Annotated in this window: 6 protein-coding genes; all 6 read right to left on the bottom strand. The window is 47.3% G+C overall.

The genetic code is table 11. From position 1 onward, the window contains the following. Positions 1-105: 105 nt before the first annotated feature. Entirely contained in the window at positions 106-2,793 is a 2,688-nt protein-coding gene (locus tag DYADSP32_RS06950; protein WP_414617588.1) for a hypothetical protein, read from the bottom strand. A gap of 380 nt (positions 2,794-3,173) precedes the next feature. Next, positions 3,174-4,607 carry a RagB/SusD family nutrient uptake outer membrane protein gene (locus DYADSP32_RS06945; RefSeq protein ID WP_149243406.1) on the bottom strand — a complete coding sequence of 478 codons (1,434 nt, stop codon included), beginning with the start codon at positions 4,605-4,607 and terminating at the stop codon, positions 3,174-3,176. An 11-nt stretch (positions 4,608-4,618) separates the two neighbouring features. Beyond that, positions 4,619-7,807: a SusC/RagA family TonB-linked outer membrane protein gene (locus tag DYADSP32_RS06940; protein ID WP_149243407.1), complete on the bottom strand. Its 3,189-nt coding sequence runs from the start codon at positions 7,805-7,807 to the stop codon at positions 4,619-4,621. 163 nt (positions 7,808-7,970) lie between these two features. Continuing rightward, the gene (locus DYADSP32_RS06935) at positions 7,971-9,467 is read right to left on the bottom strand and encodes an L-fucose/L-arabinose isomerase family protein (protein WP_149243408.1); all 1,497 of its coding nucleotides are present in this window, start codon (positions 9,465-9,467) and stop codon (positions 7,971-7,973) included. Between the two features lie 106 nt (positions 9,468-9,573). Continuing rightward, the gene (locus tag DYADSP32_RS06930) at positions 9,574-10,812 is read right to left on the bottom strand and encodes an MFS transporter (protein ID WP_149243409.1); all 1,239 of its coding nucleotides are present in this window, start codon (positions 10,810-10,812) and stop codon (positions 9,574-9,576) included. 420 nt (positions 10,813-11,232) lie between these two features. Next, positions 11,233-12,639, bottom strand: coding sequence for a mandelate racemase/muconate lactonizing enzyme family protein (locus DYADSP32_RS06925; protein ID WP_149243410.1), 1,407 nt, complete (start codon positions 12,637-12,639; stop codon positions 11,233-11,235). Positions 12,640-13,123 lie beyond the last annotated feature (484 nt).

Below are 13,123 nucleotides of genomic sequence, written 5' to 3'. Positions count from 1 at the left end.
TTGAATTTTAGTATTGCGATATACTTATTGAACTTATGTTTTAAAATATCAATTTTAGCCGGGGGCACCTAGCCGGGGGCACCCAGCCGGGGGCGCCTAGCCGCTCTACCATGACACCGTCAGGCTGCCAGTTACGTTTTCCACAACGAAATGTTTTCCCAGCTTTTCGTCGCCCTCTTTAAATGTGACCCTGCCGGTTTTCCACGGATAGCCTGCATTCGCATAAGCGTTAAAGTTTTCCTTTGTAATGCCATCTGCGGCATATATCCGTACTGTGGCGTTTTTGAGCCCACGCACCTGAAAGCGCTTGGAGATACCTTTTTCGCCAGAGTGGATTTCTTTAAAGGATACAATTCCGTCATTCTGCGTCACAAATACACGGCACTCCCGGTTCCAGGCTGAGGGCAAAGTATACACAGAGAAACCCTTTTCGAGCTTGGTTTCCAGGCCTAACAACAACGGTGCGCCTTGTGGAAATTTGAAGTGGTTTGTGATGGTACTATTCGGATTGTAACCAGAAAAAATAAATGCGTTGTCGCTTCTTGAAATCGTGAGGACCGGGTTTTTCACTGATGGATCTTCTTTTTCAATCAGACACTCAAGACCAAATTCCGACAATGCATAGCGCAGCAGCAGGGGGCCGGTGAAAAGTTTGGAAGGATCATCGGGGTTGAGGAGTTTTCCGCCGTTGAATTTGCTCGAATTGGTACCACGTACATACACTACCTTCCCGCCGTTCCAGGCTGGTAATTCTCTTACCCATGCCACATCGCGGGTTTCCCCGGATTGTGACATTTGCGCCAGTGCTTTTGTGTTTTTATCCTTATCATTTCCAATTTTCGTAGCAATTCCACCTCCCGAAAAAAGCGCGCTGTGCTGGATCATATCGGGATATTTTATGGCCAGGATGTCACCTGAGTACTGCGTGGACACCTTCAGGTCGCCTTCCAACGGAGTGGTATTTTTCAGATTCAATAAATCCAAAAAAGCTTTTCCTGCATGATCTGCGGGGCCGTAAACCATAATTTTTCCACCATTTTTTACGAAGTCGATCAGCGACTTTTCCATAGGCGAGTCGGGGTCTGGAACTGTTGCCACCAAGATCGACTCTTTGAAAAAAGCAGGTTTTTCTTTGATCACATGCTGAAAAGATCCTGTGGAAATGACTGTGTTGAGCGGAAACCCATTGTTGATAGCCTGCCGGATCAGCCAGTCGCCGTAATAGATTTCGGGCAGCCGGTCTTTGTATTTGTAGGCCCAATCATGGTATTCATCAAAAGGATAAACCCACACGAGCGCGCCGGGTGCCGTTGGCGCATCATACCTTGCTTTCAGAATGTGGGGCGTTACTTCATCCGGCACCTGCGTGGGCATGTTACCATACGCATCATCAATACTCAGAAAACTCAGATGAGATGGTATTTTAACTTCCCCTTTTTTATTGATCCGGGAGACGGACATGGGTAAATAAATGTCGTGAGGTTCGCGACCATACCTATCTAGCCAGGGACTGTTGAGCCACCAGGGGTCATGCGTGTAAAATCGGAAAAGATAACGTTCGTCGGGCAGCTCAGCCATGCGAGACATGTACCCGACCATCTCTAAACCGAAATCACCATCCAGGGCAGCCCAGGGGGAGTTAGGTGGTGGGAGCATGTTTTTGTCCTTGTAGATGGATTTAAGATCAACGCCATCGCGGGCCAGATCCGTACCTGTGGACAGGTTCGTTCCTCGGGTTTGAATCTGAATCTGAGGACACTCGGCCCTGAAATATTTCCAGAAATCGGTTATCTTGGATTTGGTGGCGGCGAGTTTGGCCTGATCAAAGCCTTTCCCGTCAAAAATGGCCCCGGTCGATGACCAACCTTCCACACCGAACCCAAATCCATTGCTGAGCCATAAAAAGTCAAAGCCCATATCTTGTAAGAAATGTTTGCTTTGGCGTCCCAGGAAGGTTCCGAAAGGTGTGTTTTCGGGAATGCCCTTTGGGAAGCCTGCGTAGGGCGTTTTGTCCGCTTTCAAAACAGAATAGCAGCTAACCATGGTATTGTGCCCCATGGCGTTGCCACCCAGTATTTCCCGGTGATTTTTATATTTAAAGTCTGATTTGGCAAATTCGGGTCCGGGGTCAAACGTTTCTCCAACCCGAATTGGTTTGCCCGTCACTTTTTTTCCTTCTTCTTTCAATGTCTGGATAATAAACTTCAAATCTCCATAGGTGAAATGGGGTGGATTGTCCAGATATAGATAGGCACGTTCGTGAATGGATAACTCCTTTGGACCGGAGTTAACCGGATGTTCGGTATTGGGGTTGCCCATGTATTTTGCCCATTCGAGTGGTTGCGCGGGGGAACCCTTATAATCCAGAATCTCGGAGCCATCGCCGGTCCACAGCATCACAGAAACGGTATCAGCATGCCTTAGCAGCGCGTGCCACTGTGTAAACATCTCCTTTGCCACCTCCCGGATGTAGGCCTTGTCATTTTTTTTGAAGGGTTTCAGTGAGGCTTCGAGGGTGATATTATTGAAGTTTTTGCCCCGCAAAGTAGAAAGTTCCTGCGCAACCAAAGTAGCTGGAATACCTGCCAGGCAGAAAGTACATGCCAATAAACGAAACCATATTTTATACACCCTTACCAGGCTGTTTACCGGAGGTTGCCCACATGCAACCGGCAAGCTCAGGTTATCGGCTGTTGGATCAATAACGGAAACCAGTTCCGATTGCTGATTGCCGACGGCCGACATAAGGACAGTCATCCAGGATCGTTTACGATAATGTCTATGAAGCATCATTCTTATTTTTGTTTTAAATGAAGGATAGTAACCGGACCAAAAAGTCCGGATGGAATGAGTGGCATTTGATCCCAGGTAAGGTTGGGTTTGCCGCGTCTGGCAATTTTTAAGTTGGTGCTGGTAAAGCTTTGGCTGAGCAGGGCGTCGCCGGTTAAGCGATTGGACCACACATTACCTACTTCTATCCTGACGGTGTTTTGGCCCGCTACCACCACATGCGTAATGTCATATCGGAATGGAGGAGTCCAGCGGATGCCCAGTGGTTTTTCCTTGAACGCTCCGGAATTCCTTAGCTGGTCCTGTGATCAAATCTTCCCCGTTGTTAGCTTCAGTCCGGAGTGCTATGATAATCAACAGCACTCCATCAATTTGCATCTTCATTAGTAACCCGGATTCTGACCGAGCTTTGGATTGATGTCAATCTCTCTCAGCGGAATGGGCATGATAAGCTCATGCGCTGCAACGGTAAAGCTGAGGCCGGTATCTTTAAAATATTTATTCAAAACTTCCTGAGCACGTCCGGTACGCACCAGATCAAACCAACGATGCCCTTCCAGGAAAAACTCAACCCTTCGTTCCCGCTCCATAGCCAATTGGAAATCTGTTTTGCTCAGACCAGCCAATGCGGGAAGTCCTGCGCGTGTTCTTACCAAATTGAGATACGTAAGCGCTTCGGTAGTGCCGTTGGTTTCGTTGAGTGCTTCTGCGTACATGAGTAATACATCGGCGTAGCGAAGTGCCGTAAAATTGATTCCGCCATCGCCCACGATGCCTGTTGTGAAATCTACAAATTTCAGCCCGTAGATCTCCTTTTCGTATTTTCCTGTGACCAGCTTTACCGAGTCGCCTATGGATGCGGGCCTTCTCAGATCTTTGGCTTCATAGGCTGCGGCCATCTGGCGCGTAGGCAACACACGTCCTGATCCCTGCATATTCCCTGGGAAGATAGCCATGTCGAAGCGCGCTGGTGTGAAAATGCTTGAAAATGAATTACCCTCTCCCACATTACCCGACAGGTATTTTACCTCGAATATGGATTCCTGATGTTCATCATTACCGTTGGTGAACAACTTTTTATAATCTGGATTAAGCGAGTAGGTTTTCGAGTCAATCACTTCTTTCAAAACCCCTTTGGCCAGATCAAACTGCTTATTGGTTAAGTAGACCTTCCCAAGTAAAGTCTTGACCGCACCAGCGGACGCTTGAGATTTACTCGGAATACTGATGCCGTTCAGAAGTCCAGCAGCTTCTGTCAGATCTTTGGTGATGAGACTGTAAACTTCCGCAACGGGCTTCCTGGTCATGTCGAAATCCATGATTTCGTTGGGGCTACGGAACGATACATCGACGATGGGCACATTGCCAAAGAGTCGCACCAGATAGAAATAGCTATAAGCTCTCAGGAAAAGTGATTCTCCTTTGTACTGGTTTTTTTGCGCGTCGGTCAGTGTGACCGCGTCCAGCCGGGAGAGAATATTGTTGGATCTTGCGATGGTGGCAAAGCAGGTACTCCACACGGTATTGAGAAAGTCGTTGGAGGCTGTTGGGTTCATTTCGTCCGCTTCTGTTTCGGCAATAGTGGGAGACGTCCATTTTATTTCCGCGTTATCGGTGGTCAGGTCGCCCAGGTTGACGATGGAAGCGTTGTGAAGTCCCTGAAGCCCGGCGTAGTTTCCCACCAGTGCGGTTTCGAAATCTTTTGCGCTTTTGTAAAACGAATTTTCGTTGATCTGGTATTCAGGTTGTAACTGAAGAAAATCGGAACAGGAGGCCAGTGCAACTCCCATGAAAACACATATGATATACTTTTTCATTTCAGTAGCGTTTAAAGCGTTAATTTTATGCCCAGCGTGTAGGTCCGGGGCAGTGGATAATTGAGATAATCAATCCCTGCATTTACTACATTGTCACCGGTAATACTGGATTCCGGATCGTAACCGGGGTAGTTGGTAAAGGTGAAGACGTTTGCTGCATTGGCATAAACATTCAAGTTGCTCAATTTCAATTTATTCAGAAGGCTCTTTGGTAAATTGTACGACAGCTTGATGTTTCGGATCCTGGTAAAGGAATTGTCGAAAAGGTAATGAGAAGAAGTGCCAAAGCCCAGGGCATGGTTGCTTCGGATGGATCGCGGCATGATGCCATCTCCCGGATCGGCCTCCGATTTCCATCTTCTGTCGGTTAGGATCAGGTTGTTCTGCACACCGTTTGATCCGAGTAAAGATCCTCCGGCATCCAGATAGGTGTAGGCGCCATGTGATCCTACCAACCCAATATTCAGGCTCAGATTGCCGAGCGAAAAGTTGTTGTCAAAGCCCCAGGTGAAATCAGGCCAGGGAGAGCCAACGATCTTTCTGTCGCTCTGGTTGATTACCCCATCGCCGTTAACATCCTCAAATTTCAAATCTCCAGCCTGGGTTTTGGGATGCTGAAGAGCGGCACCGTCCAGTTCAGCGGCAGTCATAAAGACACCCAGTTTGTTGATCAGGTAGAAGCTGGAAATCTGTGATCCCACTTCTGTGATCTGGTAGGCCGAATTCGCGATCCGTCCTCCTTCGGTTGCCAGTTTCAGGACTTTGTTTCTATTGTGACTGAAAGTCATATTGCTAGTCCATTCGAAACTTTTGGTGCGGACATTTACGGTCTGAAGTCCAAGTTCGAAACCTTTGTTTTCAATATCGCCAATATTTTGGGTAGAGCTGTTGAAACCTGATGCGGCCGGTAATTGTACAGCCAGGAGCAGGTCGGTTTTATGGTCACGGTAAGCATCAGCCGTCAGCGTGATTCTGTCATTGAACAAGCCAAGGTCCAGTCCTATGTTGGTTTGCTTCGATTTTTCCCAGGTAAGGTTATCGTTGGACAGGGAGCTGGGTATCAGTCCCGGGTTCAGCGCACGGTTTCGTACATATCGGGTGGTGGAGAGGAGACCGATGTGTGTGTAGTCTCCAATCTGATTATTTCCCGAAATTCCGTAACTGGCCCTTAATTTCAGGTTATTGATAAACCTCACCTCTTTCATGAAATTTTCTTCAGCAATGTTGTAGCCGACTGAAAACGACGGGAACAATCCCCATCTGTTGTTGGATCCGAATCGGGAACTCCCGTCGCGGCGGACGGTGGCTGTAAACAAATATTTACCGGCATAGGAGTAGTTGACCCTGGCCATGGTGGAAAGAAGGGCCCATTCGTTGATGATCTGGCTTCCAGCGTTGACTATACCGGCAGAGATAAAAGGTACATACTCTGTGGGAAAATCTGATGCCCCTACCGAAACCCTGTCCACAGTGTTCTTCTGCGCCGTAAATCCGATCAACCCGCTTACAAAATGTTTGTTATTAAAGACCTTATTGTAATTCAGCGTATTTTCATTGAGCCAGTTGAGCGTTTCCGTTTTGGAAGTACCTGCCGATGCCGGGTAGTTCAGTGTAGTGAAATTCGGAACCGCCGATGAACGCCACAATTTGATATTGTTGGAGCCGAAATTTACACCGATGGATGTTTTGAAAGTAAGATCGTTGGTCAGGTTAAATTCGAGGTAATTATTGGTAACCATGTCCATTACCTTTCTACGGTCTTCGGTGCCGTTGCTCACGGCCAGTACATTGGCAAGGAATCCAAGACCATCCGTCACATCGGCCTGATTGAAATAAAATCCACCGTTTGCATCGTAAACAGGGATGGTAGGAGCTGCCGCCAGGACATTGGCTAGCAACCCGCCCGCTCCGTAGTGCGACTCGGTATTGGCGAAACGGCCAAATCCGTAGGAGCCAAATGTTGAGCTTCCTATTTTGATCCATTTGGCTAGCTGGGCATCCACATTTACACGCAAATTGAACCGGTTGTAATCGGAATTGATAATGACACCTTCCTGTGAAAAATAGCCACCTGAGATAAAGTACTTGGCTTTTTCATTTCCGCCGGTAGAAGAAACCTGTACGTTTCTAACAGGAGCGGTTCGGAAAAGTACATCCTGCCAGTCGGTGTCTGTGGTGATGGAGCCTGGGTTTCTGAACTCCGGCCTTACCCTGGTTGCGGCCGATCGCACCTCATTAGGATCGGTGATCTTTCCCCCGGCGTACACCCAGGCGTTGTCCCGGCCATCAGCCAGGTATTCGGCATACTGTTTTGAATTCAGCATCTCGAGTTTGTTGGCCACTTCCTGAAATCCGTACGATGCATCCACGCTGATCTGGGATTTGCCGTAACTGCCTCTTTTGGTGGTGATGATCACTACGCCATTGGCACCTCTTGAGCCATAAATGGCTGTGGCAGAAGCGTCTTTTAAGATTTCAATGGATTCGATATCAGATGGGTTAATGGATGCCAGCGGGTTGACCCGGTTGCCGGTATTGTTTGCCATTCCTGCAGAAGAGAAACTATTCCCTCCATAACTTCGCATGTCGGAACCTCCTCCACCGGTGCCCATGGCAAATCCATCAATGACATACAGGGGCTGGTTTCCACCGGTGATGGAGCTAACGCCCCGGATCAGCATATTGACGTTCCCGCCGGGAGCACCTGTTGTCTGGCTGATCTGTACACCTGCCACTTTTCCCTGTAGCATCTGATCGAAGCTACCCAATGAGGGCTGGATCAGTTGTTCGGCGGAAATCTTGGAGATGGATCCGGTAAGGTCTTTCTTCCTTTGCGTGCCATAACCAACCACCACCACATCCTGTAATTGCTGCTGGTCGGCCTGGAGGCTTATATTGATTGTGGAACGATTGTCAATTTTGATCTCCTGCGGTACATAACCAATGAAGCTGGCAACGATGCTGGCTCCCGGTGAAACGCTTATCTTATAATTACCGTCCACGTCTGAGGTTGTTCCGTTATTGGTACCTTTTTCGGTAATCGTTGCCCCGATCAGAGGCGTGTTGTCATTTTCGGCAAGGATCTTGCCGGTCAGTGAGATTTTGCCACCGGTCTGGGCATGCAGCGTTCCAGCGCTCACTAGCAAAAAGAGCACAACGCCGCTAACCATTGGCAGCTTTGAGAATAAAATGCTTTTCATAAAGGTTTAATTTTTAGGGTTACTTTTTGAACTTCGGCTTTCGGCCCCCAGTGCTCAGGGAATAGATTTCCGGAGGGTAATTACTTTACCGTCCGGTCTATTCTCTAACTCCTCTAACTCCTTAACTCCTCTAACTTCTTAACTCTATAATTTCTCCAACTCCTTATTCCCTCACAATTACCGCCTCCAGATTCAAATAGCTGGCGATTTTGGCAATTGTTTCCGCATGGTGTCCGACCCCCAGTGCGAAATGGTGGGTTGGGCCTTCTTTCATCCATCTCTGGAGAAATGTTCTCACATCAGGCTTGAAATACCCCCTTGTATTGGTATTTCCGGTAGGAGGGATGGGTCCTTCAACAGATTGTCCCTCGGCGATTACAAACTTAAATTTTCCGTCATAAGTAGAGTTGATACTCAGCATCGTAATGGGCCCTTCTTTAATCTTGAATTCTACACCTGCACCAAATCCTGGTTTGCCGTGGTATTTGGTGAGGCTGCGTAAGACAGGCTTTCCCTGTGCAATGGCAACGTTATGTGGTCCATCGTGCCCTACAAGCACGAATCCCTCCTTAAAATCTACCGGGTGGAACTCCGCAAAGCTACCGCCTATACCTAAACGTTCCATAACCAGCATCGCGAAGCATGTTTTGAGATCCGACTCCCCGCACATGGGGAATCCAGCACCTGTGAGCAGGGAATTGCCCACGATCAGGTTGGACATGACCGTTCGGGTATCACTGTTTTCGGGTCCTTCATAATAGTAAGCAAGGCCGTCGAGCTGTTTTTCTTCGATGAATTTTTCAAGGGCCACGGTAACTCTGGCCGCTGTTTCAAGGTCGGAGTCCCTGAGTTTTTCGGAAATGGGATCTGAAACAGGATCCGGGGTGTCGAAAAAATCCAGGATTTTTTCCCGCACGGGGTCAATCTCTTCCCGGGTGGAGTTTTGATATTGCGTTACAATCTCATGCGCTTCGCACTGGACAATGTGTGCACCAAAGTGGGCTGTAAGCATCGTGGCATCGGAATGCATATCAAGCATGGCTTCGATGGGGTGACCAATGTGTCCTATTCGGGAGGTTTTCAGGTCATGCAACACGGCCGCTATCCTGCAGTATTCCTCGATCTGCGCATCGGCTTCGGGGTCATCATACAAGGTTCCGATGATCATGTCGGGTACTTTTTTTCCCATCCGGGCAGCCACCCCTGCAAATTCGGGCAAGGAGCAGATGTCGTCGTTGTAGAGCTGCATGTAGGTAGAAGCACGGGAATAATCCATTGCCTTATCGGGCTGGAGCGCTACGAGCACAATGGGTACGTTGATACTTCTGATGATCACCCCAAACGTGTTGGAAGTGGCATAGGTCACCATGTCGCAAAAAATCAGGTCCAGATTGGCAGCGTTTAGCTTAGGAACAAGGGTATATGCTTTCTGAACATCATCGATCAGTCCAAAGTCCACGATCTCTGCATGTGAGCCGGATTCGATTTTTTGAATAAAAACGGCCTGTTTCATCAACATATCATCCAGCAACCCTTCGAACTGGCTCCAGTATTTGTAATATCCAACGCCAAACACACCGATTCTCGGCTTGGTGGGCTGGCGCTTTTCGATGATAGCTCTGGCTTCGATCTGATTTGTTTCCTGTAAGGGGTTTTCCATAGAATAGGTTTGTTTTAAAATATCTTAACGCACTAGGTTTTTTAGCTGAAAATTTTTTTACCTTATATTGATAGCCGGTTCCGGGTCTGTTCAGGCTCCGGACTTTCTACACAACCACTTTTGGATCACCGGTAAGGTAATCCAGGCCCTCGTTAAAAATGGGCTTTATTCGGGGAATGAGTAAAATAAAGCCAATAAACGCTATGGGATAAAGCAGGCCGGAAGCGATCCACATCGGTTTGTACGAATAACCCTGTACAATTTTACCAATCAGGGGATTGAGCAACAGGCTGGAAATAGCGCCGGCAGTTCCTGACAGCCCTACGACCGTGGAAGTGGCCTTCGTTCCGAAAACGTCGGAGATGGCGGTGATGTAATTGGTGATCCATAGCCCATGCGCAAACATATATAACGCCATAAAACCAACCGCCAGATACACCGACGAAACATATTCGGTGAAGGGTACGGCCAGTGTAATGGCTGCGGCCAGCCCCATTACGGTTTTTCGGGCTTTGTTGATGCTATACCCCGATTTCACCAGCCGGTCTGAAATAAATCCGCCCAGAATGTTGGATACGCCCAAGGCCAGAAATGGTACCCAAAACAGGTTTCCGATTTCCTTGTAAGGTACATGACGCACTTCACTCAGGTATTTGGGGATCCAGAACATCATGAAATACATCACCGGATCAAGCAAAAAACGCATCAGTATAAACACCCAGGTCTGACGGAATTGGAACAGGCTCAACAGGGGGACTGAAACTTTCACCGGATTCAAGCTTGCCGCATAGGACAGGCTTTTCTTCCATGGAATCATCAGCCACACCACCACCCAGCCTATGCCCACAAGTCCTGGGATGACAAACCCCGCTCTCCACCCGTAATATTCTGATATCCAGATTGTAAGTGGTGGGGCAATCACCGCACCAATGGCCGAACCTCCGATAGCTATTCCATTGGCCAGGGCGCGCTCTTTTTTATCGAACCAGTCATACACCGTTTTGGCAGCTCCAGGAAAACAGGCGCCTTCGCCCATACCCAGAAAAAACCGAAACATCAGTAACTGGGGCAGGCTCGTCATGACACCGTGTAAAGCATTGGCTACTGACCATACACCCACGGCCACCGCAAGCCCTTTTTTGGCACCAACCCGGTCAATGATCCAGCCTCCCAGCGTAAACATCAAGGCATAACTTAACAGAAAACTCGTGTTGACCCAGCCATACTCCACGTCGGTGAATGCAAATTCCTTCTGTATCTTAATGATGGCAATGGAAAGAACCTGGCGATCCAAAAAACTTAGCCCTGTGGCAATGAACACCAGAAACACGACAAACCAACGCATAGAGTAAATTTTTACTTAGCTTAACGCACTAACTTAATTATGCTCAAAATTAAGATCACATAATACAAAATGCAAGCGTTTGTAAATTTTTATTTAAAATAAATATTAAAAAAATGATAGACTGTCAGGCATCTATCATTTTTCATAACATTTTCAAAAGGGTGTGGGCGCCCGGCCCGGCACAAAGGCCCAAAGAGCTGTTGGCGATTAGCCGTTAGCTCAGTTTTCCTGCAAAAGCAGAATGGCTTTAACAATTGCTTATTAGCGTCTTGCCAAGAATTTCATATCGTTATTTTCCATAAGAAATGCTAAGACGGCGGAAGGGGCAGAGACCTTTTGATTTTTCCCCAAAATAATACGCCAGATGGATAAAGTGCTTGATCATAGGTACAACAACTTACCAGCGTTGATATACATCACCTACACGTTAAACATTTCTTCGTAATGACGTACCGGTTCCAGTATGCCGCCGCTTTTTTGATAATAATCATCATTCAGTTCAAAAACGCCTTTTTTTGCCTTTACCCACGAAGCGTTTGCGTACGGATGGTGGGAAGCCATTTTGTCCCAGTTTTTGTAGTATTGGTGGCCATTTGCTTCCTGTAAACCCACGGTCATTCCGGGAAAAGCGGGAAGCCGGGCGGCAATATTCTTGTTCCATTCCACCAAAATCGGATTGACGGTAAGATCTGCACAGAAACAGGGTACCTTTTTTTCATACGCAAGTTGGGTGATCTTCATGGTCATGCTGAGGGTTTTGGCAATGGCCTTGACTGCTATGGCAGAATAGCCCATTTCTATGCGTTTGGCGGCATCTTCCACGGTATGGGCGCTTTCGTCGGAAGCTACTCTTACGCCCATGTCGCCAACGTATTCCTCATTGCTCTCGTCAAAAGGCTCTTCGATCACGGCCAACTGGTCAAAGGCGCCGATTTTTTTGGCATGATCCAAAAACCGTAATAAGGTTTCCTTTTTTTCGTACCGGCCATTGGCATCGAAATAGTACGGTATTTTTCCATTGAGCGTATAGGGTGTTTTGTAGTGGCCAATAGCCTTGTGTACGGCTGTCAGAAAAGCCATATCCTTTGCCAGCATTTCGGGCTGGGTACCCGGGGCACCTGTTTTTAGCTTCATGATAAAATACCCCTCATCTGCCGCATTTTTGATTTTTTCAGCCGATGTTCCTACACTGAAAGAAGGTATGCTGGCTACCTTGGTATGCCTGGTCGAGAGACCTGCCCTGTAAGCTTGTGGGATGAGATCGTCGAAGGTTTTGATCTTGTTTTCGGCGGCATACAGCAGCCACGCCGCATTGTCCACGCTTACCATGGCATTGAGTGCAAACGTTTTTCTCAGGTCCGGGTTTCCGGTGATTTTCTTTCCATAAGCCCACACTTCCGGTAACAGCGATTCCATCAGTTGCACCGGATCAGTAAACGATTGCCCTTTTATGATTTGCAGAGCATGCTCACTCATCGCGTACATGATGGCGTTTCCGGCGCTCTCCGAATGTCCGGCGAAAACTTTGGAATCAGACCATAAAACACCTTGAGTAGACAATCCGATTTTTTTGATTCCAGAGTCGCTCTCCAGCAAAGAAATTCCCTGCCAGGCTTCGGTGATGGCACTTCCTTTAAACCGGTAAGGGTTAAGCGGCTCTCTTTCAAAATTAGCATTGACATTCTTTATTTTGATACTTCCGGTGAGAATTGGTTTAGTGTTCTTTATTTCAGTACCTGACGACTTTACTGTTGATACACCTGACAAGCCAACAGCCCCCGCCATTCCTGAATATTTTACAAAATCCCTGCGATTCAGATCTTTCATATATTTCTTTTATTTATAGACTATTTTTTTTGAATGTTAAATTCTAAACTGTTGATTGTTAAATTGTTGTATTGCTAAATTGTTGAATGACCAAATTGTATGAATGCCGGTGCCGGCCTAGCAGCGTCCGCCAATCAACCCTTTATCGATCAACTCAGGAACCATTTAACCACAAAACTTTAATCCTTATCAATTAGGCCATTTAACCTATCACTCCAACCCACGAACCACTTTCCAAAATTCCGCCTACTTTATGAAAAAAATATGGTGAATCTTAGGGAAAGCAGGAGTATGGTGCTGTTTTACTGATATTGAGCCTGGCGGGTAGTTAGAGAAATGCTGATGCACGCTTTTCTGCCATGGACGGTTATTTTACAAGACCCACCTTACTCACACGCTGTTTCAGACTGAAAGTTTTTTCATTTTACCTCATATTCCAACAGTAACTCCTAATGTCCGTTATTAACCATTTTAAATGCAAAGG

This window comes from Dyadobacter sp. 32 (assembly GCF_902506755.1).
GTDB lineage: Bacteria > Bacteroidota > Bacteroidia > Cytophagales > Spirosomataceae > Dyadobacter.
Note: the sequence above shows the minus strand (reverse complement) of the source record. Positions and strands in the feature narration are given on the sequence as shown.